This is a genomic window from Chitinophaga sp. G7 BAM 1005 (assembly GCF_057126945.1).
On record NZ_CP181478.1, the window covers coordinates 3,962,491 to 3,986,230 of the forward strand.

22 protein-coding genes are annotated in these 23,740 nt (G+C 45.5%); 7 read left to right on the top strand and 15 right to left on the bottom strand.

What is annotated here, in order from left to right:
- Window positions 1-33 precede the first annotated feature (33 nt).
- From ACMXI2_RS15570 to ACMXI2_RS15585, 4 genes are all read right to left on the bottom strand, one after another.
- Entirely contained in the window at window positions 34-1,344 is a 1,311-nt protein-coding gene (locus tag ACMXI2_RS15570; protein WP_483777020.1) for a sensor histidine kinase, read from the bottom strand.
- Window positions 1,341-2,024, bottom strand: coding sequence for a response regulator transcription factor (locus tag ACMXI2_RS15575; RefSeq protein ID WP_079473001.1), 684 nt, complete (start codon window positions 2,022-2,024; stop codon window positions 1,341-1,343). The genes ACMXI2_RS15570 and ACMXI2_RS15575 overlap by 4 nt, the downstream gene beginning before the upstream one ends.
- 287 nt (window positions 2,025-2,311) lie before the next feature.
- Window positions 2,312-2,755, bottom strand: coding sequence for a TlpA family protein disulfide reductase (locus tag ACMXI2_RS15580; protein ID WP_483777021.1), 444 nt, complete (start codon window positions 2,753-2,755; stop codon window positions 2,312-2,314).
- Window positions 2,721-2,861, bottom strand: coding sequence for a TlpA disulfide reductase family protein (locus tag ACMXI2_RS15585; protein ID WP_483777022.1), 141 nt, complete (start codon window positions 2,859-2,861; stop codon window positions 2,721-2,723). Before ACMXI2_RS15585 ends, ACMXI2_RS15580 begins: the two co-directional genes overlap by 35 nt.
- Before the next feature lie 130 nt (window positions 2,862-2,991).
- On the opposite strand from ACMXI2_RS15585, the gene ACMXI2_RS15590 reads away from it, so the two are divergent.
- A complete protein-coding gene (locus tag ACMXI2_RS15590; RefSeq protein WP_483782399.1) occupies window positions 2,992-4,062 on the top strand; it encodes a serine hydrolase domain-containing protein in 1,071 nt (356 codons plus the stop codon).
- Between the two features lie 352 nt (window positions 4,063-4,414).
- On the opposite strand, the gene ACMXI2_RS15595 is transcribed toward ACMXI2_RS15590, so the two are convergent.
- Window positions 4,415-4,681 carry a hypothetical protein gene (locus ACMXI2_RS15595; RefSeq protein ID WP_483777023.1) on the bottom strand — a complete coding sequence of 89 codons (267 nt, stop codon included), beginning with the start codon at window positions 4,679-4,681 and terminating at the stop codon, window positions 4,415-4,417.
- Here ACMXI2_RS15595 and ACMXI2_RS15600 point away from each other — a divergent pair.
- Window positions 4,661-5,107: a hypothetical protein gene (locus ACMXI2_RS15600; RefSeq protein WP_483777024.1), complete on the top strand. Its 447-nt coding sequence runs from the start codon at window positions 4,661-4,663 to the stop codon at window positions 5,105-5,107. The genes ACMXI2_RS15595 and ACMXI2_RS15600 overlap by 21 nt on opposite strands.
- A 309-nt stretch (window positions 5,108-5,416) precedes the next feature.
- Here the strand turns inward: ACMXI2_RS15600 and ACMXI2_RS15605 are convergent, their stop codons facing one another.
- Together ACMXI2_RS15605 and ACMXI2_RS15610 are read right to left on the bottom strand one after the other, a co-directional pair.
- The gene (locus ACMXI2_RS15605) at window positions 5,417-8,647 is read right to left on the bottom strand and encodes a S41 family peptidase (RefSeq protein ID WP_483777025.1); all 3,231 of its coding nucleotides are present in this window, start codon (window positions 8,645-8,647) and stop codon (window positions 5,417-5,419) included.
- Window positions 8,648-8,745: 98 nt separating this feature from the next.
- Window positions 8,746-9,912, bottom strand: coding sequence for a DUF4185 domain-containing protein (locus ACMXI2_RS15610; RefSeq protein ID WP_483777026.1), 1,167 nt, complete (start codon window positions 9,910-9,912; stop codon window positions 8,746-8,748).
- A 188-nt stretch (window positions 9,913-10,100) separates the two neighbouring features.
- Between ACMXI2_RS15610 and ACMXI2_RS15615 the strand changes: the two genes are divergently transcribed.
- Window positions 10,101-11,003, top strand: coding sequence for an AraC family transcriptional regulator (locus ACMXI2_RS15615; RefSeq protein ID WP_483777027.1), 903 nt, complete (start codon window positions 10,101-10,103; stop codon window positions 11,001-11,003).
- 69 nt (window positions 11,004-11,072) lie between these two features.
- Window positions 11,073-11,858, top strand: a complete 786-nt coding sequence (locus ACMXI2_RS15620; protein ID WP_483777028.1) for an SDR family NAD(P)-dependent oxidoreductase — start codon at window positions 11,073-11,075, stop codon at window positions 11,856-11,858.
- A 34-nt stretch (window positions 11,859-11,892) separates the two neighbouring features.
- On the opposite strand, the gene ACMXI2_RS15625 is transcribed toward ACMXI2_RS15620, so the two are convergent.
- From ACMXI2_RS15625 to ACMXI2_RS15650, 6 genes are all read right to left on the bottom strand, one after another.
- Window positions 11,893-12,678 carry a helix-turn-helix domain-containing protein gene (locus ACMXI2_RS15625; RefSeq protein ID WP_483777029.1) on the bottom strand — a complete coding sequence of 262 codons (786 nt, stop codon included), beginning with the start codon at window positions 12,676-12,678 and terminating at the stop codon, window positions 11,893-11,895.
- 4 nt (window positions 12,679-12,682) lie between these two features.
- Window positions 12,683-14,098 carry an aldehyde dehydrogenase family protein gene (locus ACMXI2_RS15630; protein WP_483777030.1) on the bottom strand — a complete coding sequence of 472 codons (1,416 nt, stop codon included), beginning with the start codon at window positions 14,096-14,098 and terminating at the stop codon, window positions 12,683-12,685.
- Between the two features lie 339 nt (window positions 14,099-14,437).
- On the bottom strand, window positions 14,438-15,028 hold the full coding sequence (locus ACMXI2_RS15635; RefSeq protein WP_483777031.1) for a hypothetical protein: 591 nt from the start codon (window positions 15,026-15,028) through the stop codon (window positions 14,438-14,440).
- Window positions 15,025-15,933, bottom strand: coding sequence for a DUF6515 family protein (locus ACMXI2_RS15640; RefSeq protein WP_483777032.1), 909 nt, complete (start codon window positions 15,931-15,933; stop codon window positions 15,025-15,027). The genes ACMXI2_RS15635 and ACMXI2_RS15640 overlap by 4 nt, the downstream gene beginning before the upstream one ends.
- 949 nt (window positions 15,934-16,882) lie before the next feature.
- On the bottom strand, window positions 16,883-19,174 hold the full coding sequence (locus tag ACMXI2_RS15645; protein WP_483777033.1) for an ABC transporter permease: 2,292 nt from the start codon (window positions 19,172-19,174) through the stop codon (window positions 16,883-16,885).
- 416 nt (window positions 19,175-19,590) lie between these two features.
- Window positions 19,591-20,154, bottom strand: coding sequence for a Crp/Fnr family transcriptional regulator (locus ACMXI2_RS15650; protein WP_483777034.1), 564 nt, complete (start codon window positions 20,152-20,154; stop codon window positions 19,591-19,593).
- Between the two features lie 139 nt (window positions 20,155-20,293).
- Here ACMXI2_RS15650 and ACMXI2_RS15655 point away from each other — a divergent pair, with 139 nt between their 5' ends.
- A complete protein-coding gene (locus tag ACMXI2_RS15655) occupies window positions 20,294-21,649 on the top strand; it encodes a hypothetical protein (RefSeq protein WP_483777035.1) in 1,356 nt (451 codons plus the stop codon).
- A gap of 8 nt (window positions 21,650-21,657) precedes the next feature.
- Window positions 21,658-22,068 (top strand): hypothetical protein, encoded by a 411-nt coding sequence (locus tag ACMXI2_RS15660; RefSeq protein WP_483777036.1) that lies wholly within the window; start codon window positions 21,658-21,660, stop codon window positions 22,066-22,068.
- Between the two features lie 50 nt (window positions 22,069-22,118).
- On the opposite strand, the gene ACMXI2_RS15665 is transcribed toward ACMXI2_RS15660, so the two are convergent.
- Complete coding sequence (locus tag ACMXI2_RS15665) at window positions 22,119-22,412, bottom strand: hypothetical protein (RefSeq protein ID WP_483777037.1); 294 nt, start codon at window positions 22,410-22,412, stop codon at window positions 22,119-22,121.
- 15 nt (window positions 22,413-22,427) lie between these two features.
- Entirely contained in the window at window positions 22,428-22,532 is a 105-nt protein-coding gene (locus ACMXI2_RS15670) for an ABC transporter permease (RefSeq protein ID WP_483777038.1), read from the bottom strand.
- A gap of 328 nt (window positions 22,533-22,860) precedes the next feature.
- On the opposite strand from ACMXI2_RS15670, the gene ACMXI2_RS15675 reads away from it, so the two are divergent.
- A complete protein-coding gene (locus ACMXI2_RS15675) occupies window positions 22,861-23,703 on the top strand; it encodes a universal stress protein (protein WP_483777039.1) in 843 nt (280 codons plus the stop codon).
- Window positions 23,704-23,740 lie beyond the last annotated feature (37 nt).

Here is a 23,740-nt window from a genome sequence, read left to right on the forward strand (position 1 = left end):
GGAAATATGGATTTTTTTTTGTGAGATGGACATTTAAACGGCTACTTCGGCCGCTACGGGCAAGGCATCGTTGTTTACTGTCTGTTTTTTGTAAAAACACACCTGTATTTTATGCCATCCATCGGCATAGTTGTAATCCACATCATAGCCGTTCACCTCGCAGATCTGTTTTACGATGGCCAGTCCGAGCCCGATGCTGTCGTTGCTCTGGTTACTTTTCTTAAACCGCTGGAACAGTTCGCACGTAGGGATTTGCGGCGGTATACCGGTATTGCTGATGCTTAGCTCGCGGTGGGTGAGCAACATCTTTATTTGTCCGCCATCGCGGTTATGCCGGATAGCATTGCTCAGCAGGTTGCTGATGAGCATTTCGGCGAGGGCCGGGTGGATATTGAGCGGAATATTTTTATCGAGGTTAGTGGTGAGGGCAATTTCGCGCATGGTAATCCAGTCTTCATAAGTGGCAATCACATCTTTTACCACGCGGCAAAACTTGAGGCTTTCGGTCACTTTAAACTCCTGGTTTTCCAGCTTGGTGAGCAGGATGAGAGAGCGGTTAATATGCGACAGCTTTTCGATCGCATTCTGCATATCTCCTATCAGTGCGGCCTGTACGCCATCGATATTGGTTTCAGACAGTAATTCTATTTTGCTGCGGATTACGGCCAGCGGTGTTTGTAGTTCGTGCGAGGCGTTTTCGCTGAATTCTTTTACGGCGGCGTAATCTTCCATTGCTTTATCCGTCATTTTGCCGAGGAATACATTCAGCTCTTTAAATTCGGTGGTGCTGGTTTCCGGCAGCTGCAGTTTATTCTTTTGTTTCAGGTCGAAGCTGTGAATGGCTTTCATGGTGCGGCGCAGCGGGGAAAATATTTTCCGGGAAAGCAATCTTGCGGTAACCGATACCGCGAAAATCATGAGCAGCATTTTCCATACTACGGTGCTGAGCATACCGCGGAATATTTCTTCCGACTTGATCACATAATTATAGGAGGATATTTTATATTGCTGATCGCCGATTTTGTACCAGGAATCTACCGTGATGCGGCATTCTTTCTTCCCGAGATCTTCTGCTATATAATTATCTTTTGTGGCAACTACCTTCTTTTCCGGCAGCGGGCCTGCTAAGGTAGTAATGGCAATGGGGCGGCCGTGGGTGTAGCGGTCGGGTTTTTCGCCGGCCTTCATTTGTTGTGCCACGCGGTCGTTCACGGCGGTCATGCGGGCTACTTCCGCTTCATCGAGATGTTTCTTGATATTATTACGCGATATCACCATTGTAATAGGTGTTATCAGGAACACGATCCCTATAAACCAGAGTGTTACTTTATTAAGCAGCTTCATGTTTTGGATGTATTAAACTTGTACCCTAATCCATAAACCGTTTCTATGTAGTCTACTCCTTCTGCGGCGCTGATCTTTTTTCTCAGATTTTTTACGTGCTGGTAAACGAAGTCGAAGTTAGCCAGGTTATCGGTATAGTCACCCCAGAGGTGAGCGGCGATGGCCTGTCGTGACAGTACACGGTTCTTATTTACCACAAAATACAACAACAGGTCGAATTCCTTGCGTGTTACGTCCAGGAGGGAGTTATTAATGAGGGCCTCCATTGTGTCGGTATTCAGTTCTATTTCATTAAAAACGACGAGGTTATTGCCATCCAGCTTCTTCCTGCGGTAGATGGCCCTCAGGCGGGCATGCAGCTCCGGCAGGTGGAAAGGCTTGGTAACGTAGTCGTCTGCACCGCGTTCGAGGCCATTTACCTTATCATCGAGTGCATCTTTTGCGGAGATGATCAGTACCCCGCTGCTGATATTCTCCTGGCGGATGAAATTGAGGAGCTCCATGCCGTTGCCATCCGGCAGCATGATATCCAGCAGGATACAGTCGTAAGTGAAAAGAGAGAGCTTTTCCCGGGCTGTTTCCACATCATAAGCCAGTTCGCTGATATACTTTTCCCCGTTGAGGTAATCGGAAATACCACTGGCCAGTTCCTTGTTATCTTCTACAATCAGTACTTTCATAAAAACACACCTGGGTGCAAAGTGCGGAGTAAATTTATAGCAAATTTGAAGTTTTCGCGGATTTTGTCTTTCGCGGATTTTGTCTTTCCCTGGATTACGCTGATTTTGCTGATTTTACTTTTTCTTTTGGGGATGGGGTATTGAAAGATACGCCTGGAGATGACAGAGGCTATACTTTGCCGTTGCTTTGCACATGCTTTGGAGATACATTGAACATGCCTTTGACATGGAGAGAACGTGGAGGTGACGTGGAGGTGACGTGGACTTGATCGGTAACGTATTGGGCATCAATGTGCTATACAGAGTCCGCTTGCGTTCTTTGTGAAGATTTTGCGGAGAAAGATATTGTATATCAATGTTTTACGCATACCATCAAAGATAACCCTGAGCGGCGGAAATACCAAAAAAAATCCCCGCAGTTTTGCTGCGGGGACATTCCTGGTTTTTGCGCCGAAAATCTCTTTCAGTTTCTTATTCATGGCTTCATCGTCTTCCCCGCCACTGCCGTAGCGGCCGATGATCACGCCATTGGGATCGATCAGGATTTTGGTGGGGAGAGAATGGATGCCGTAGTAGTTGCTCACATCTTCAGGGTTGGGCAGGTTCTTTTCGCGCTTGCTCCAATCGAGCCCGCGGAGTACATGCCGCCAGATGCCGATACCATCCTGGTTAACAGCTTTCTTCCAGGCTTCATGGTTAGAATCGTCGTCGGAAATGCCCGATGATTTCAAAGCCTTTGGCGCTGTATTTACCGTATAGCTCCTTCAGGTGGGGATTGCCTTTCCGGCAGGGTCCACACCAGCTGGCCCAGAAATCGTATAAGGGAATGAGAAACAAGGGGAAAGGGAAAAGAGAGATTTGTTGATTGGAAGGAAACGAATTACCTTAATTTGTAAGTTTCAATTTTATGTGTATTAAAATGACAATAAGAGCTATTACGGTGATGTTTTCTTTAATCTTATCTGATATGGGCCAGGGTGCTTATGCCCAAACAGTACCTGATGAGGTGGATGCTTTCATAAAGACCGATATGAGAGAACGTTCAATTCCCGGGTTACAGATGGCTGTTATTCAACATGGAAAGATCGTTAAGATGGGCAACTACGGTGTGGCCAATGTTGAGTTCTCTGTTCCGGTAACAGATAGTACCGTATTCTCCATCAACTCTATCACCAAAGCTTTTACCGGGGTTGCCATTATGCAGCTGGTGGAGGAAGGGAAAGTGAATATTGAATCTCCTGTTTCGCAGTATCTCGACAGTTTGCCCCTGGCCTGGCAAAAAGTTACTATACGGCAACTGATGGGTCATGTTTCCGGTCTTCCGGATGTTACAGATACTATAACGGATGAACTAGTAAGTAAAAAAGGAGAAGACTCCTCCTGGATGAAAGTAAAAAGCCTGCCCCTGTTTTTTCAGCCAGGCGAACGCTTTAATTATAATACCACCAATTATCTCCTGTTAGGAATGATCATTGACAGATTAAGCGGTCAGCCATTCGTGCGCTTTATTCAACATAAACAATTAGAGGTAGCGAATATGCAGCAAACTACCTTTGGGAATTCTTTCGATGTAACCCCTAAAAAAGCGCCTACTTATACTTATTATCACAGAGATGATAAAGGAGAATTTGTAAAGCAGCATCATTTGATGCAGACATATGAGGAGTTCCCGGCATTTCTGTTTACCGATGCGGGGATGTTCAGTACAGCGGAAGAAATGGCCCGTTGGATCATAGCTTTGCAACAGGGCAAACTGCTGAAAGACAAAAAAAGTATTCATACGATGTGGACGCCTGTGCGTCTCAATAACGGATCTCTTGACGGCTTTGGCGGTATCCTCAATGGTTATGCGCTTGGATGGCCCGTTGTGGACCGGCCCAGGCATCCGGCTGTAGCCCCGATTGGAGGAGGGCGCGCCTCCTTATTTATTTATCCCCAGGATGATGTTTCGATTATAATTCTAACCAACTTAACAGGATGTAGCCCGGAATCATTAGTGGAGGGGGTGGCGAAGTTTTATATAGCTGGTTTGAATTGAGTAGATTTTATAGGAGATTTGCTCCATTCTTTTGACATCGAAAAATGAGACAATACTACTGGATAATTCCTGAACATTTATTATATATAACTATTAAGATAATTTGGACTTTATTTTTTTGTACTGTATCATTGTGCCCGAAATGCCATTTTTTAATGAAGCATTTTAAGAAAAAGTAAGAACCTTGTTAATCCATTAAGGAGTTATTTTAAAACCCTATATCAACAAGTTCATTTAATAACCCGATTACCCGATTACTCAAGTTTTTTTTTGCAATTCACATATATTTTCATCTTTTAAACGCTATATATGAAGCAACCAATCGCAACATGGCTAATTGGCTTTACTATTCTCATGTCCGGTTGTCTAAAAGAACGTTAACGCCAATACAACCACAGAAGATTCGGATGAAGTAACCGGTAGTAAAAACGATGTCATAGTTGGAAACCATGACTATAACTGGGGTGGCCCTGGTATTTACAATAGTATTATAGATGGTCAGGTTCACCAGGTGGACTACTACTACTACTACTACTACTACTACTACTACGGCAAGCTGGAAATTATCGGACGTTACGGAACACGTAATCTGCAGGTAATGGTCACTATTCCCTATCAATATGACTACAACAGGTATAATGGCCGCATTTACAAAATTGGTCCCGCTGAACAAGGTGATGGGAATCCAGTGGAGAGCTTTATTGGAACCCCTGGAGATATAGTAGACACCTATTCATATGGTTCTGTAGGAGTTGTTCAGGCAACAAGCCATCTTCAGACACTGCAAACAAACGGAAATGCAATTTATGGTGCCAGCGAAAAAAGAACTATTGTTACTGCTGGTTTTAATGCTGAAGTCATAGAAATTGGTTCGGAAATTGAGGCGGGGTTTACCGTTCAAAGCGCAAAAAATGAAACCGGGGTTCACTCTGGGGAAGTAAGCTATACTTTAAAGATGGCAGTGAGCGGCTGGACCTCTCAATATCCTAATTTCCAAAGAACAGCGAGTTTAAATGGTGCATTCTATGGTACAGTTAAAGATTAAATATCTACTTTCATTTATATTCCCGGCGCTTATTTCCAATAGCTGCTCTACTGATCATCAAAAAGCTTTCACCAGTGAAATATCTCACACTTCCTTTTTTGATCCAAAGGCTGGTTGGGGTAAAGTATATACCTTTAAACCTATCGGTATTGCCTATCCGGTGCTCCATTTTAATCTCATCTCTCAAAAACATACATTATTCAGTACGCAATCTCTTTATCGGATTTGCATTGGCAGCCCCCGTATACCTTCATACTAACAATAACGCCACAGCATTCACTACAGGGGCTCTCCTATCATTAACCCATTTTATTTAATTTCCTGCAACATCTCCTTCACCGCAGCTTCCAGCTGGGCATCCTTTCCCGCCAGGAACTCTTCATAACGAAGCGGCACCCTAATGTCCGGTTCTATCTGGAGGTTTTCGGTGGGGCGGCCTTCTTTACCAATAGTGCCTACCATTGGAATGCCGAATACCATTGTTGGATCGATCTGTGTTTCCCACCAAACCGCAGTACCGGTGCCGGGTACGGGCATGCCGATGAGTTTACCGATGTTCCCTTGTTTGTAGATATAGGGGAAGATAAATGCATCACTGTAGTTGCCTTCGCTCATGAGTACGCAGCTCGGCGCCTGCCATTGGCCGGTAGGTTCACCGCCTTTGAGCTTTTCGCCCTGCGGTGCAAACTCAAGGTACTTTTTACCACTGAGGAAGTTGTACAGGTCGTCGTGCAGCCATCCGCCGCCGTTGAAGCGGGTGTCTACGATGAGGGCTTTCTTATCGCGGTTGCGGCCCATTACCTCATCGTATACGGAACGGTAGCTGGCGTCGTTCATGCCTTGTACGTGTACGTAGCCTACTTTACCGTTGCTGAGTTTATCTACCATTTCGCGGGTATGTTCTACCCAGCGTTTATACATGAGCGTACTTTCTTCACCGGCGGATATAGGTTTCACGGTTTCTTCCCAGCGGGCTTTGGTATCCGGGTTGTAGATGCTTACCAGTATGTTGTTTCCGGCTTTGCGGTTCAGTAACGATGCCCAGTCGGAGGCAGCGGTGATGCTTACGCCATCTATTTTTTCGATGATGTTACCTTTCTTCAGTTTGCTGGCGGCTTTATCAAAGGGACCGCCGGCGATGATGTCGTCTACTTTGAGGCCGTCGGCAGTGGAGGTTTCATCATACAGTAATCCTAAGGATGCGGTAGCGTCGCCATTCAGCAGCTGGGGAGAGTAGCGGCCGCCGGTGTGGGAGCCGTTCAGCTCTCCGAGCAGTTCGCTCAGCAGCTCTTCAAAATCATAGTTGTTGCTGATATGCGGGAGGAAGCGGGCGTAGTTATCGCCGTACATTTTCCAGTCGATGTTACGGATAGTAGGATCATAAAATTTCTCTTTTACCTGTTTCCATGCGTGCCAGAAAATGTATTTACGTTCTTCGTCCTGGTTGAGCGACAGTTCCGTGCTAATAGACACCGGCGTAATTTTACCGCTGCCGGCGTCTACTTTTACTACGCTGCCACGGTTGCTGACGAAGAGGGTGTTGCCATCTTTGCTTAGTTCAATGCCGCCGGGTGTGCCGCCTAATTTGGCGAGGATCTTTGTTTCGCCGGTTCTTGGTTCTGTTACCCACAGGTCGTATCCTTTTTCGAAAGCGGCCATGTAGTATAACTTGCCGGCGTCTTTGCTCAGCACATAGTCGCTGATGGAGGCGCTGTTGATGGTAAGTTTTACTTTCCTGTTTTCGAGGTTATTAAAATCGGGATGGAATGCTTTTTTCGTGTCGGCAGAATCTTTGGCTTTCAGCGCAGAGTCTTTCGCTGCTTTGCCACCGGCTGCTTCTTTTTCTTTCAGGAGATTGAATTCATCTTTCGACAGCTTATAATTGTCGTAAGCTTCCTGGTCGAAGAAGATGGCATAGATATCTACTTCCCGGCTGCCTTGCTGCGCGAGGGATTTACGCCCTTCGCGGCTGCTGGTCCAGGTGAGCATTTTTCCGTTGGCGGCCCATTTGGTGTTGCCTTCGCCGAAGCCGCTGTTCACAGGATAAATGGATGTTCCTTTACCATCGGCGGGGATGAGCGAAGCATTTTTTGTGATGAAATAACCCTGCTGATCATCTGCAGCTATCCATTTACCGTCGGGGCTCCATTCAAAGCTCCAGTCGCCATCCGAGTAGGAATGGTTGCGGCCTGCGGGCAATAGCGTGCGGCTTTTACCGGAGGCGATGTTAAATACTTTGAGGATATTACGGTTTTCTACATAGGCAATTTCTTTTCCATCCGGGGAGAACAGCGGCTGGAATTCTTCTGCTGATGTGGCGATCACCGGTTCTTCCTTCAGCAGGGTGGCGGCAAAAAAGTAGGGTTCTTCTTTACGTACTTTAGTAGTCTGATAGATGTCCCAGTTGCCATTGCGTTCTGCTGCATAGATGAGGTGTTTGCCATCGGGCGACCACTGCACCATTCTTTCCTGTTGCGGCGTGTTGGTAATGCGTTTGGTAAGATTGCCTTCCACGCTGGTAACGAACACTTCTCCCCTGGCCACAAACGCCATTTCCTTGCCATCCGGGCTCATGACGAATTCGGTAGTGTTACCGCTCACGGGTACATTTTTTACAGTACCGGCCCTGCCATCGTTGAAGATGCTTACTTCCAGTTTACGGGGTTGTTCGCCTTCTTTCAGCGTATATATTTCACCGTTATAGGTAAAGCAAAGGGTGTTGTTATCTGCCCTGGACAGGTTACGCACCGGGTGTTTGGTAAAGGTGGTGAGCTGCTGCATGCTGGCTTTATCTGTGAGCGCGCCTTTGAAGAGGTTCTGCGAGATACCGCCTTTTTCGCTCAGATAATAAATATCGTTGCCATTACCGAATACGGGCTCCCTGTCTTCCCCGGTATATTCCGATACTTTTTCGTAGCTACCTTTTGCAAGATCCATTACCCATATATCGCGGGTAACAGACGACACGTGGTGTTTACGCATCGGATCTTCATATCCTTTCCGGTCCTGGAAAATTACTTTATTGCCTGCTTTGTTATAATGCGCTACATCCGCTCCTGCGGCGCTGAGCAGTGTTGCGCGGCCACCGGTTACCGGAACGGTATACATGTTCCTGAAGAGACGGTAAGGAAACCTTACGCTGGCTGCGGGCGCGTTTCTTGCGCTTCCGAAAAGCACCTGTTTGTTATCGGCGGTGAAGTCGTAAGGGAAATCGCCGGCGCTGTTACTGGTAAGCCGTACCGGTGCGCCACCTGTGGCGGGCATCACAAATACATCGAAGTTGCCGTAACGATCACTTGCAAAGGCAATGTATTTGCCATCGTGACTCCATACCGGGAGCATGTCGTGGGCTTCATGAATGGTAAGAGGAACGGCCACTCCTCCTTTCGTATCTACCCGGTAAATATCTCCTTTATAGCCGAAGGCAATAGTATTACCATCGGGAGAGATAGCAGGGTTCCTGAGCCATAGGGCATTTTCCTGGGCATAGGCAGTAGCGGCCATGAGGATGGCTGCACATCCGAATAATAATCTCTTCATAAGCGGTGATTAGAAATCTGTTGTTAACCAGCTAAAGAAGCTGGTGCACCAATGTATAAAAATAACTGCTTTTTATCAAGGGAGATAATGACCAGTGGTTATTTGAAGGTAAGGCGGATAAACCGCGGACGGTACAATTGGGGCTGTGCTGCCAGCTCATTAAAAAAATCGAACGCATTGACATTGTAGCTGATGAGCAGTTCGCCGGGCTTTGATAAGTTGGGATGTGCTTTGGCGTTATATACAAAGAAATGTTTGTTTTCCTTTACTTCCGGGCAATCCCATATTTTGATGACCGGTCCGAAAGGGCCGGCGGGGCTGAGTCCCAGGCGCAGTCCTACTGCGGGGCTCATGCCATCTACCTGGAAGATGAGGGCATAACGGCCATCCTTTAACGGCGTTACGCTCAGTTCATTGGAGACATTTGCGGTTACTGCGGCGGCCTGTTGGATGTTTGCGGCCCATTGTTGTCCGTTCCAGTAGCGCCATCTCCCGAAATCTTCCATATCTGATGGTAATACACGGGCTACCAGCACTTCTTTCTGTGGTCCTTTTACGCCATACACATACACATAGCCATCGGGATTGGGAGCACCGGCCTGCTGGGTGTTTGCGAAGATGCCCGCGCCAAAAGTGATGTTTTGGCTGCTATCAACGGACTGAAACAACGGCGTATCCAGTTGCCGGTGGTTGGCAAAAGGAGGTTTACTACCGGCCGGCAATACAATAAAGGCGTTGCCGGTTTCAGCAAAACCGAAATCTTTGTTGCTGATATTGCGGATACGGTAAGCTACGATGTAGGTGTTGTTTCCTTTTGCGTGATTCACGAAACCATCGCCCAGCCAGTAATAGTCGCCTTTAACGGCAGCGGGCGTACGGGGTTCAAATACGGCAGCGGGACCGGCATTCCAGTAAAAGCGGATATTCTTTTCCAGCGGTTCATTGCCTTTCAGCACTGCTACGGAATTGTGAATCATGGCTACATCCGGTTGGAGTTTACCATCCTGGATGGTACCCGTCATGGTATCGCTGAAAAGCAACAAGGTGCTATCTGCTGCACCGGCGGTATCTACGCCGTTCATGGGAATGCTGAAAATGCCATCGCCGCCAAACCAGCCGGAGTTACGGGTAAAGAGCGCGTTCCAGTCGTTCGCCGGGGCCACGGTATAAGACAGGTGCACCGTATCCCTGCTTTGCGGAGACAGGGTATCGTGGCGGGCTTCCGCGCAGCAATTGCTGATCAGTAATGCCAGTAGCGTTATCATCTCCCGTAAATTAATATATATTTTGGGAGATAGGAAGCGGTATGTTATCCTAAGTTAGAACATGGTACCAAACACGCGGTCCCACAACGTGGAGCTGCGGATTTAACGGGTTGAATTGTTGAAAAAAGAGGGTTACCCGGAGGAGGTTATCCATTCATTGTTACGTTTGAATTGCATAACTTTACCGGATGAAAGCAAAAGAAAGTGTGGCATCCTTTTTTGAATTACACGGAAAGGAATATCCAAGCGGGCAGTTCAGTGTAAACCGGCTGGAGGAATTTGGTTGCAGTGCTACCAATTTACCATCCAACAGGAGGGATTTTTATAAGATCTCGCTCATTGTAGAAGGCGGTGGTATTTTATCTTATTCCGATAAAAGTATCCGGATCGAAGGCGCCTGTCTTTCTTTTATGAACCCCATGATCCCTTATTCCTGGGAACCGGCTACCAACCTGCAAACCGGCTACTTCTGCCTGTTCCAGGAAAGCTTTATAGATGCTCATTTAAAGAATGGCAGTCTTGCGCAATCACCGTTATTTAAAACCGGTGGCAACCACATCTTTTTTCCTGACAAAGAGAAAGTGGATTTTCTCCGGCAGATATTTGAGAACATGCTGCGGGAGATGGATTCCGGCTATGCCAATAAACAGGAATTGCAGAAGAGCTATGTACAGATCATTATGCATGAAGCGCTCAAAATGCAGCCGCCTGAAACCTATTACCAGGCGGGCAATGCGTCTCAGCGGATCAGTGAATTATTTATAGATTTGCTGGAAAGGCAGTTCCCTATTGATCCGCCGCACCAGGTGATCCGGTTGAAAAACGCCAATGAGTATGCCGAGCATTTATCTGTTCATACCAATCACCTGAACCGGGCATTAAAAGAAACCACCGGGAAAACCACTACAGAGTGGATTTCGGAGAAAATAACCGCCGAGGCAAAGGCGCTGCTGTTGCACAGCAACTGCGATATCGCGGAAATTGGTTACTGCCTGGGTTTTGAGCATGCTTCCAACTTTAATATCTTCTTTAAAAAACAAGCCGGTCAAACGCCCAACCAGTTCCGGAAGGCGGCTGTTTCCATTTCATAACTACCTGTTTGATTCGCATAATTCCGGGAGTAACGCACCGGCTATCTTTGTGTCATAAATAAAAAATATATGGCACAGGAAGTATTAAAAAACAAAGTAGCCCTGATTACAGGAGGCACTACCGGTATAGGTTTCGCAACGGCTGAATTGTTTCTGCACAATGGCGCCAAAGTGGTGATTGCAGGGCGCCGGGAAACAGAAGGACAAAAAGCATTACACACTTTACAGCAGATCAGTTCCGATATACATTTTATTGCGGCCGATGTATCGCAGGGTGCGGTGGTGCAAAAGCTGGTAGCGGATACGGTAGCGCGTTTCGGGCGACTGGATATTGCGTTTAACAACGCCGGTATTAAAGGGCAATTCGGGTTGATTGAAAACACGCCGGAAGAAGAATTTGATAAAGTGATTGGTATCAATTTAAAGGGGGTATGGTTATCCTGCAAATATGAAATTGAGCAATTCAAGAAACAGGGTACCGGCGGGGCGATTGTAAATACCTCATCATGGCTGGCCCGCGGGGCCGGCGCCGGTTCGGGCGTATACTCCGCCAGTAAAGCAGGTACCGATGGTTTGATCCGGGCGCTTGCTATTGAAGCAGCGCCGGCGGGGATCCGTGTGAATAATATTCAGCCGGGTTATATTCATACACCGATGTTCGACCGTTTCTTTCCAACGGAGGGCGCCGAAGCATTACAGGAGCCTTTTAAGAAACATGCGCCTCTTGGCCGTTTTGCGAAACCTGAAGAGGTGGCAGAACTGGTGTTGTGGCTGAGTAGTCCGGCGGCATCGTTTGTTACCGGGGAGAGTATCCTGGTAGATGGCGGTTTGGCGATTGGCGGTCAAAGGTTCTAAGTATCATGGGGCTGTCTTAAACGACAGCCCTTTTTTATACCAGCATCGACGGCGCCACGCCAAACGTCTTTTTAAAAGCAAAAGAAAAATGCGACAGGTCTTCAAATCCTACTTCGAGGTATACATCTGATATTTTCCTTCCTTTTTCTTTGATGAGATAGTAAGCTTCCTGGAGCCGTTTCTGTTGGAGCCAGCGGTTGGGCGAGGTATGAAAGATTTTTTCAAAATCGCGTTTAAAGGTGGCGAGGCTTCTGCCGGTCAGGTACGCAAAGCGTTTTATTTCTACATTGAAATGATAATTTTGCTGCATAAAAGCTTCCAGGTCTATTTTACCAGGTTCTGTAAAATCGAACAATATATTTTTGAGTGCAGGATTTACTTTCAGCAGGATGAGGATAGCCTCTTTCAGTTTCAGGGCCGACAAGTTATCGTTGTCCGGTTCGTTCAGCTTTTCGTAGGGCTGCAGTGAGGCCACATAACTTTGCAGCAGCAGGTGGGGTTTCAGTGCTATCACGGTTTCGCTATCCACCGGTTTATCGGCAGTGTAGCCGTATTCCATACTGAAATTCCGCAGTGTGGTTTCATCGAGATAAACGGAGATTGTTTTAAACTCACCATTTTCCGGTGGTTGTTTAAAGAATTTGAGCAGTTTATTCCGTCTGCAGAAACGGAATGTTCCTTCATCAAAAGTTTGTGTGCGTTGTCCGTCGTTGAAGGTGACAGCACCCGCGATCTGGTAACTAAAAACATGTACCGGAACAAACTGTTCTCCTTCCCTGCTCCTGTTCACGTAACAGGAATAAACAATTTCCTTCGACATAATATTATAGAATGATGGTTTTCGGTTCGAGGTATTCTTCCAGTCCGTATGCGCCAAATTCTCTTCCGACACCTGATTGTTTAAATCCGCCGAAGGGCGCCAGGGGATCATGGTTCAGCGTGTTTACCAGCACTCTTCCCGCTACAATTTTTCCCGCTATTTCCCTTGCTTTCTTTTCGCTGGATGAGCTTATGTATGCCATCAGGCCATATACGGTATCGTTAGCGATATCGATGGCTTCTTCGGTTGTTTTGTAAGTCATCACAGACATAACTGGTCCGAATATTTCTTCACTGGCGATCCGCATGTTCCGTGTAACCCCAGTAAATACAGTTGGCTGTACGAAGTTCCCTGCTTCCAGTCCTGCGGGCTGTCCTACCCCGCCTGTCAGTAATTCTGCGCCCTGATCGATGCCCAGTTGAATATACTGCTGTACGCGGTCGTATTGTTTCCTGCTTACGAGCGGGCCTATGGTCGTTGTTTCGTTCATGGGGTCGCCTGTTTTAACGTTTGCTACGGCTGTTTTCAGCAGGGTCTTTACTTCTTCCAGTCTTGCTTCCGGTACCAGCAGTCGTGTACCAGCGATACATGCCTGTCCGTTGTTCATAAAGCAGGCCGCTACTGCCATTGGAATGGCGGTATGGAAGTCGGCATCATCGAGGATGATATTGGCCGACTTGCCGCCGAGTTCCAGTGTGACCCGTTTCATGGTATCTACTGCGCCGCGTGCGATCATTTTGCCAACGGCAGTAGAGCCGGTGAAGGAGATCTTTGCAATATCGGGATGCAGTGTAATTTCTGATCCTACTACGTTACCGAGACCATTTACGATATTGAATACTCCCGGTGGCAGCTGTGCTTCATGAAGCGCTTCTGCCACGATCTGCGTTTGAATGGCGCTCATTTCACTGGGCTTGATAACAGCCGTACAACCTGCTGCGATAGCAGTAGCCAGTTTATTGCAAATATAGCTGGCATTCGCATTCCAGGGGGTAATAATTCCGACTACGCCTAGTGGTTCCATGACCACTTCAGAGGTTCCTGCTTTGCGGGTAAATGAGAAATCTTCCAGGACTCTTTTATAATGCAGGAAGCTGTCGGCCGCCAGTTGATTGCTGGCCAGCGCCCGTTGTGAGGGCGCACCGTATTCGGTGATGGCCGCTTCCACCAGGTCGGGTAGTCTTTTTATCATTGCATCGTGCAGGCGTTGGAGGTAGTTGCTCCGTTGTTGCACGGTAGTTTTTGAGAAAGTGGTGAAGGCTGCTTTTGCAGCGGCGATGGCCCTGTTGACATCTGTTTCATCGCCCAGTGTTACCCGTCCTATCTGTTGATTGGTACTGGGGTTGATGAGATCGAAGGTAGTGGCGCCATGTGGTGTTACGAAGGCGCCGTTGATATAAATCTGATCTATTATTTTCATGATTGTGCTGTTTTTGTGGCGAACTTATCTGTTGCGGTTGTTCCGGAGAAGTCCGCTGCATCGTTGTGATCAGTAGACCTGCTGAATCCGCCGAGGCCGAACTTCGCCGCCTGGTATGTTGTGCGGCGAGGTCGTTTAGCTGTTCGGGGTTGCGGGCGTTAGCGGCCACCAGACCGCCACTGGCGAAGACTGCCTGTGTAAGATTACGGCCCAGGCCCCGGGAGCTTCCTGTGATAAACCAAACTTTTGTCATGAGTATTGTTTTTTGTTTAGGCAAAGGTCGGGTGGAAATGGTTGCGGGATTTTGTTACAGGGCTCAAATGTAGTTTGCCGGGAAGCTCAGGTATTTCTTATTTTTTCCAGTGCGGCAGCGCTGCCTTGTCCTAGTCGCTTTAGTATGATGATGGTTTCTGATACGCTGATGGGCAGGTAGCGAACATCCTGTTTCTCCCTGGCGCAGATCGTGCCTGAAGAAGGAGTTGGCGCCGAAGGGAAGAATATAGAACAGTAGTGCGCTGTTTCATCTACCACAAAACAAATAACTTCATTACCATCTATCAGTACGGTGGCCGGTTTCCAGGTAGAAGCATGGCTATTGGTGAGTTTGTCGGTGGAGAGTGCCTGCAGATAAGAATATCCGGGGATATGTACCAGGATATCATCTTCCAGGATCCTTTTAAAACGCCGGGCAACGCCGGTATGCATAAAGATACCGGCGAGAAAACAAAGTACCAGGAGGATGAGGATGGCTAACAAAGTTTCCTTCCCGATGCCGGGGATCTGAACAGGCAGCCTGTGGGCGATAGGCGTAACCACCCGCTTTATGAGGCTGCCTGCTTTAAGAAGCACGGCTATCACTACAAACAGGGGAATCAGTAATAACGCCCCACCGACAATGGTTACTTTTATATAGCTGAAGAAATTTTTCATTGTGCACCAACTTCCACCTGTACTACTTCATACTGGCTTTTACCATCGAGATTTACCGGCTGGTAGTAGGTTTCTCCCACCTTGACATAGGTTTGATCGCCTACTTTTACCTCCTGCCCGCCAGCAGGCAGATTTTGCACAACTGCTCCTGCGGGTGGAGGAACAACCGTATACTTGCTGCCGTCTTTCTCATAATATGCCCCGCCGTAGTAATAGTTAGTTACATTATTTACCACTACCGGCTGTGCACCTGACGGCACAGTGGTGATGGTAGCCCCTACCGGCGCCTGTACAACGGTATAACCATTATTGGCCTGCTGGTACCACACGCCCTGATCGTAGTGGTACTTTGCATTATTGAGGCTCACAATGATAGCAGTAGTAGCCAGTGTAGCGATAAAGAATCCCCAGGGATGCCAAACTGGTCCCCATACATAGGGTCTGTAAGGGTGATAATAATAAGGATGATATGCGTAATATCTCCGTCCGCCATATGCATATGGTGGTCTGCGGTAGGTATTGATATTATTGTGTTGTACTACGGTGTTGCGGTTGTTGTGTACATTGATATCCCGGCTGTTATCAATATTGATATTTACATTCCGCTGGTTATTATTAACCCGGTTGCCGGAGTTATTGACGCGGTTGCCGGTATTGCGGTTAACGGTATTGTTTTGTGGAGGATTGACCGGGCGGGTTTGTTGCCTTGCGGGCCTGGCCGTTTGCGTGGGCCTTGCAGGCTGAGCCGGACGGGTTCTGGCTGGTGCATTTTGTGGTGTGCGGGCAGGTCTGTTCTTGGCCGGCGCTCCTCCCCGCTTCCTTTCCTGGGCAAAGCCTTCAATAGGCTGTATAGCAGTAAAGGAAATGAACAATAACCATATGGTGAGGTTCCTGATAGCTTTCATATGAGTGGTTTAGTAATAAGGGAATTCCATTTTGAGGGTACTGTCCTTTTACTAACACCGGAAGTGATCAATTTGTTAATGGGGTTTTATGCAGGGGGAACAGCTTCCCGTTTTCCCCCACCCCGAAACGGATGGAGGAAAGGGAGAGCCTACCACTTTGATTGTACACCACTACAATAAAGTGGGTTGTTTTGGTTGGGCTATTTAATGGATGAATGAAGTTCTTGTTCCATGCGATTGCCTCTTCAATATCTGGTATTGAGTCAATGTCCTGTTAACCGGAAGTAAAGATTGAATGTAGCTACTACGGGATTTCGTCTTTTAAAAAGATAATGGATTTGTTGCTTTGATAATGCTTGATTAGTATTTAGCGCTTCGGGATCAAAATTAGGGGATTTGAATTGAATTTTTAATTGATAATTATCAAGAAATAAAATTGATAAATGTCAAGAATCAGCATTGATAAATATCAAGAAATGGAATTGATAAATCGTAGATATTACTATTGGGGCTGTTTTCCAGGTGACCTAAGTGTATAGATAGTGCATTGATAGTGCATTGATAGTGCATGAGGAGTCCATGAGGAGTCCATATAGAATGTATTGATAGTGCATGATATACGCAAGTCCGAAGTATTGGAGAAGCATGCGGGAGGTAATAGCACCATTTCCAGGGAATATTGCCACAACCAGATTTAAAATGTCCAAAAACATGGTGGCACCCGTAAATGCGTCATGGGGAGTTTGTGGAGACTCTCCCATGACGCACCCACCTGGTCAGAAGGGAATATTAATGCCTGCACATGCGCGGATAAGCCCAGAATTTGAAGGAAATATTTTTGGTCAAGACCGATGTAACTTACAGCTGTAACGTTTGCCAGCTGCACTAATTTGTAATAGTCACTACTTACTCTGACAATCAACTAATAAAGACAGCATTTAGTCTTACATTATTCTGTCCTTAAATTCTTCACCGGATTCATCAGCGCGGCCCGCATAACCTGAAAACTGATGGTGACGAGCGCCATCAAAAGCGTTACTGCTCCCGTAGCTGCCAATATCCATCCATTTACCGGCGCTCTGTAGGCATATTGCAGAAGAAAGGAACGCATGAAAAACCAGGCAAGGGGTGAAGCAATCAGGACGGAAACAAGTATTAATTGAACAAATTCCCTGGTCAATAACGACACGATGCCGGCTATACTGGAGCCCAGCACTTTTCGGATGCCGATTTCCCGGGTCCTATTTTCCGTCATATAAATGGCTAAGCCCAGCAGCCCCATGCAGGAGATAAAGATTGCTATAAGAGTAAAAGTGCTGATGAGCATTGCTGTATTCCGGGCTTGCTGAAATTTCGCGGCATAGTCCTTGTCCGCAAACTCCAATCCAGTGAGAAACTCAGGATTGTATTTCTTTAAAATAGCTTCGGCCCGTTGGACATTTTGAAAGAATGGCTGGTTTGAGCTTATGCGAATGCCCATATACCCGGCGTTGATACCTCCTTTGATCAGCACTGGCTGGGAGGCCTGGTCTGCGGCTCCCACGAGGAAGTCTTTTACGACACCAACAATTGTCCAGCGCAGATCCTCGTCCTGGATAATTTGCCCAATCGGGTCTTTAAATCCCAGCACCTTTGCACTGGCTTCATTAATTACACAGGAAAGCGTGTCACCAGGGTAATTTTCGATATCGATGTCTCTTCCGGCTAGAAGCGAAAGTCCGTTGGTCTGGATGAAGTCCCCGTTTTCTATTATTAACACAAACCCAGGATTGGCGTTCGGATCCATTCCGTTCCATTTCAAACCGGATTCTACAGCGCTGATCTGTGTAGCCTTGGCATTGGATTGGGATACGGACAGAGCGACGCCGGTACCAATCAGTTCATTTTTAGCGGAGGTATAGTTCCGGCGTAGATTAGGGGTAAGCGGATGATAAACGAGATTGTCCTTTATAAAACCGACCTCCCGGCTAAGCTGGTATTGTACCTGTTTTTCATAAATGAAAGTGAAATTGATCAGAAAAACAGCGCAGACGAATTGTACAACAACCAATATCTTGCGTGGAGTGACAAGGGCGTTTCCATTTTGTAAAATACCTTTTAGCACCCTTATGGGTCTGAAGGAGGAAAGGTAAAAGGCTGGGTAACTGCCCGCCATTAAGCCTGTAAGGAGAATAAAGGCCAGTGCGGCCACCCAAAACAGCGGGGTTTGCCAGGGAATGGATAGCTTTACGTGGGTTAGAGCGCCCAGGTAGGGAAGGACCAATAGCACCAGTACCAACGCGATTATTCCTGCCAGGAAGGCCAGGAAAACAGATTCCCCGATAAACTGGATGATCAGTGAGCGCCGGGCGGCGCCTACTACCTTCCTTATCCCTACTTCCCTCGCCCTTTTTTCACTTCTGGCAGTACTTAGGTTCATAAAGTTAATAGAGGCAATCAACAGGATGACAACCACCAGGATCGCCAACATTTTCAGGTTATCTATATTCCCCCCGGCAGGCAGGCCATTTTCAAACCTGTTTTCCAGGTAAACTTTTGTCAACGGGTAAAGAAAAGTCGTCTGCCTGGTTAGTGAAGAATGCGTCACGGAGTTATCCGGGAGGCCCACGTGTGCGATCTTTTGATTGACAACAGCAACGTTGGCCTCACGTTGCAATTCAATGAATGTAAGCACGTTCTGGTTGTTCCAGGCGCCGGCATCGCGCAAATATTCCCAGGGTAGCAGGTAGTCGAATTTGAACTGGGTATTGGCAGGCAGATCTTTCAGTACGCCGGTGACGGTAAAAATATCGCCGGTGGGCGCAGTGATGATTTTGTTAACAGGGTCCTGGCTACCGAAAAGTTTTACTGCCAGCTGCTGTGTGATGACAATACTGTTTATATCTTTTAATGCAGTTTGCGCATTCCCTTCTATGAGAGGGAAGCTGAACATGGATAAAAACGCCGGATCTGTGAAGTTACCGGCTGCGGGTATCAGCTTATCCCCATGCCGCAATAATTTATTAGTAGCAGCTAATCTCGCTACATTCCTGATATCCGGATATTTTTTCAAGGCCGGCCCCAAGGGTGCAGCAGTATAATTCCAACACGACAGCCTTCCATTCATGATGCCTTTATGATAGGCTTGATAGATATGTGCTTTCTTTTCATGGAACTGATCTATGCTTAACCCATACTGAATGTTCAACAATAGCGAGATTGCAGCGGCCATACCCAGGGCCAATCCTGTTATATTGATCAAAGCATGAACTTTGTTATTAACAAGGTTGCGGCATGCGATCTTGAAATAGTTTTTAAGCATAAGTCGCTCTCATTTGATCAGAAAAGAACGATAAAAGTGCCGGTTTACTAAACTATTGTAAATCAGACACATGATGATCTGCAATCCCTTCGTTTGTCCGATTTCGTTACAATCTTGTGTTCAGAACCGGACAATCTTGCAGAAAACCCACGTGTAAGGTGCTGCAAATTAATTACTACTGTTGTCCAAATAGTGTCTGTTGCATCTTATCTGTACGATCAAATCCAGATTTTTACAGCTAATTGCTCCTGTGTAAGCGCCTTCCTTTTTTTTGCAATCACTATCCTTTGACGCAATTCCATCCTCTAAGGGTTGTTTTCAAATACAATGCAGGAGATTTTTTGAAAAGATAAAGGTCAATAAATGGCTTTTATTCTTGAGAATGTTTCCTGTGTAATCCCCAGATAGGATGCAATATACTTTGAAGGAACTCTTTGAGCGAGATCGGGATAATTTTGTATGAGGAATTCATATTTCTCGAAAGCAGTCTGTTTTCTGATTGCCAACAATCGCTCTTCACTTTTACAATAGTAGTGCTCAGTAAGTTTCCTCCCAATGATATTAAATTCCAGGGAATTTGCATACAGCTCCATGAGGTCATCATAAGTGATGTATATCAGTTCGCAGCTTTCCAATGCCTCAATGGATTCATAACTTTTAATTCTTCTAAAGAAAGATAAAACGGATATAATAAAATCGTTTTCCATCATAAACCAACTGGTAATCTCTTCATTATCTTTCTCATAATATGCTCTCAATAATCCTTTAGATACAAAAAAGAGATTATCGCAAACATTACCCTGCCACAATATGGTTTGTTTTCTTTTAAACTTTGCAAACTGTAGCCTGGCAGATATTTGTGATTTCAGGTCCTCTGAAACAGGGCCTAACTGTGATAATAAAGCGAATAAGGTATCCATTAGGTTAGTTATTTTGAGATGGGTACTGTTTTCAGGGTCTAAATATAATGAAAATTAAGTCAATACATATATTTGACATATATCAATTTTTTGAATAGGGGAAATCATTTAACTTGATTAGACCAAAATTATGATCCTAATGAAACCTTTTCACTACTGTTTAGCTTTTCTTATACTCATATGTAGCTGTAAAAGAAAAGACCCCATATTATCAGATAAAATTACTATTTCTGAGGCAAAGCAAAGTTATAGCAAAATATATGCGACGTTTGATATCAAGAATTCTATTGGCATGAATGATAGTTTACCAAAAAACGTAAACTGGGAGACTTGTTATGAAAGACAAATTAGTGGAGAGTCCTGTTTGATATTAGACATTCACCCAACTCCGACGAGGCAAATCAAAAACCAGAACGGTAAGTATCCTCCTAATATCGAAAGATATCTCCTATTTCGTAAGAATAAGAGTGGAGTTATAAATTTTGAGCTTGTAACATTTTTTGCCAATAATGATGCAAAAAACAGCCTGTCAATTCTCATTTTTGATAATTCAGGAAGGCTATCACGTAGTTTTGTTTCCGATGGTATCAACCGATTTATCACAAATATAGATACCCTTCGCTATCAAAATCACTTAACAAGAATGCCAGGAGGTTCTTTATGCATTGAAACAGATTGGTATACCTGCTTGTCATTCAGGGGAATCAGCTACGGATGTACATACAATTACAGTACCCGTCAATGTGTGGATGTACCGGACAATGGTGGTGGAAATCCCATAAACAACAATCCTTCGATAGATCCAATTGGCAGCAGTAATTTTGACTATAATTCAGTTCCGGCTATCAGGTTTACGAGATGGATAGTAGCACCGGCAACAGATAGATTGATTGCTGATCTTCAAAAGTACTTCGGTTGTTTCAATATAAATAGTACTTCAATTTACAATATTACACTGTATGTAAAACAGCCGATCCCCAACTCCCGCATCATTGTTTCCGATGGTTACGGTAATAAGCTGCCCAGTTCATTAGATCTAAATTCTTTAACTGTGGGTCATACCTTCTTAGGATTTGCCCAATCTGGTGGGGCATCAACACCGGTTAGCCGGTATGTAGGTTTCTACCCGTCGACAATGGTATCGCCTTTCTTACCTGAAACCCCCGGTGCGATTGCCGATAATTCTAATACGGCATATGATGTTTCTATTACCTTCAAAGTATCAGGCGCCCAATTTAAAACAGCAATGGATCAATTTGCGGCTGCAACAAAAGGCAACTATAATTTAAACTGGAATAATTGTACGGATATCTGTATTTCTGCTTTAAATATCATTGGATTAAATGTGCCTAAAACAATTGGTACATGGCCATTGGGGCAAGGGGCAAATCCCGCAGATTTAGGGGAAGATCTCAGGCTATTTAATTCCACTTCCATAACGCAAAAAAATCTTACAGGTGGGACATCTCCCTCCAATACTTTTCAATGTAAATAACCATCGCTATGAATAACATAATCTTGTATCTTTTAGCATTTCTTTACTTCAATACAAATGAGCAACAGTGCGTCAACTGGAATGAAGCCAGGGATTTTTATTTCTATAATTTACCAAGAAATATCTCCACAGAGAGAATTCAATGGGCAGATATTGAGAAATTAAGGCCAGTAAAAATCAATAATGCTGCACGTATTCTGGGTAACTCGGAATGTAAAGAACAAAAAATTGCTATCTGGAAGGATGAATATTTATTGGTTGTCGAATTCAATGATGGCAAAAAGAGGAAATTTAAAGTAAGTGGCTACGGTGGTTTTCTTTATGATCCGGGGCGTAAATTCTACTTTGTTCAGGAAAAGGACAAAGACGAGTGGCAATCTGTTATACAAACATTAAGAGCCCAAACTAACAGTAACTAGAAGTTCCATTTATTCCTAATACTAAATTCTGAATAGAAATCACGCCACCTTCAAACTCGCCACCTATTGGGTGCTGTTAATGCTGTTTCGCGGTTGCCATACAACATTTTCCAGCTGAAGATGTCAAACATCGTAGAATCAGCAAATGCCAGGTTGCTTTCCTGGAAACGTTTATCAGCATACTGCAGTAATAAAGTCACCGGACTGGTGAACCTGGCTGTCTTTTTTATCTCCGGGAAGTCAGCGGGTAAAGCCGGTGCTGCAGGCGCATTGCCCCATACCTGGTATTCGCCCGGTGCCGGCGGTGGCAGCTTCTTGTCGGATTTCTCACGGTATGCATGCAACACCCGGTAAATCTGTCAGTAGTTTTTATGATACCGGTCGTACGACAATTCATCTTTCACATATAACACTATCAGGATACAACAGGCAATTCCTACGGTCAGGCCAATGATATTGATCAAAGAGTACATTTTACTCCTTGAAAGGCTCCGCCAGGCAATTTTAAAATAGCTGTTGATCATAGTTTCAGGTAATTACGACGATATATCATTTAAATATGCCTCCCTGTCCGGCCAAAACAAATGCCACATCACAGAAACCAGTATCATAGCGGATTTCAACAACCTGCCGCGTTTTTTTGTTCAAACATGAACACTTTTCTGTACAAAAATGAACATTACGGCCTGGCGTCCGATTGTTAATTTTCACTGAACATAAGCCTTCTTCGATTGTTCATACAGTTATTGGCAGTAATTTCGTACTAATCAGTTTGCACCAAAACACATGCATATGAAAACAATGCTTATCCTGACGGATTTCTCAGAAAATGCCTTCCGGGCAACGGAATATGCAGCCCAGCTGGTGGATCCTCTTCAAATCAGCCGGATCGTTTTGTATCACGCTTACCAAAGCACCATTATAGGTACCGATTTACCTGTAACCAATACTGCTAATGACCAGCAGATATATCTCGAAAGTATGGAAAACCTGGGCCTGCAACAGGACCGCTTATCCACGCTCGCAAAAAATGTAAGGATCGACCTCATGGCAGAAGATGTTTCCCTGCCTGTACATATCAGTACTTTATGCAAAAGCGAAGAAATAGATATTGTGGTGATGGGGGTTTCCGGCCGGTCGGGCCTGGAGAAATTATTACTCGGCAGCACTACTTCCATGATGATACAGGAAAGTACCGTACCTGTACTCATTGTTCCCAACAGCACGCTGATTGGCAAACCCATAAATTCTGTGGTATTTACCACCGATCTGAAAGACCATGCGTCCATACCGGCGCATCAGCTGTATGAGTTCCTGGATGCCTTTCCCGGAACCGCTGTACAGGTGATAAACGTTGATAAAGCCGCAGGCGAAAGTTATACAATAGAAACAAAAGAATCTATTGCCACACTGCATGACATTTTTGATAAATACAATGCAACATTTGATTATATCAATAAAGATAATACGGTAGAAGGCATCTTATCATATGCCAATAGTCACCATGCTTCCATCATTATTGTAGTGCCAAAAAAACTGGGGGTAGTCGCTTCTTTTTTCCATAACAGCATTTCCAAAAAACTGGCCTATGATTCCAATATCCCGTTACTATCATTACCGGCAGTGAAGGCATAAAAACAGCTCCGGTTGTGGCCGGAGCTGGTAGTTGTTT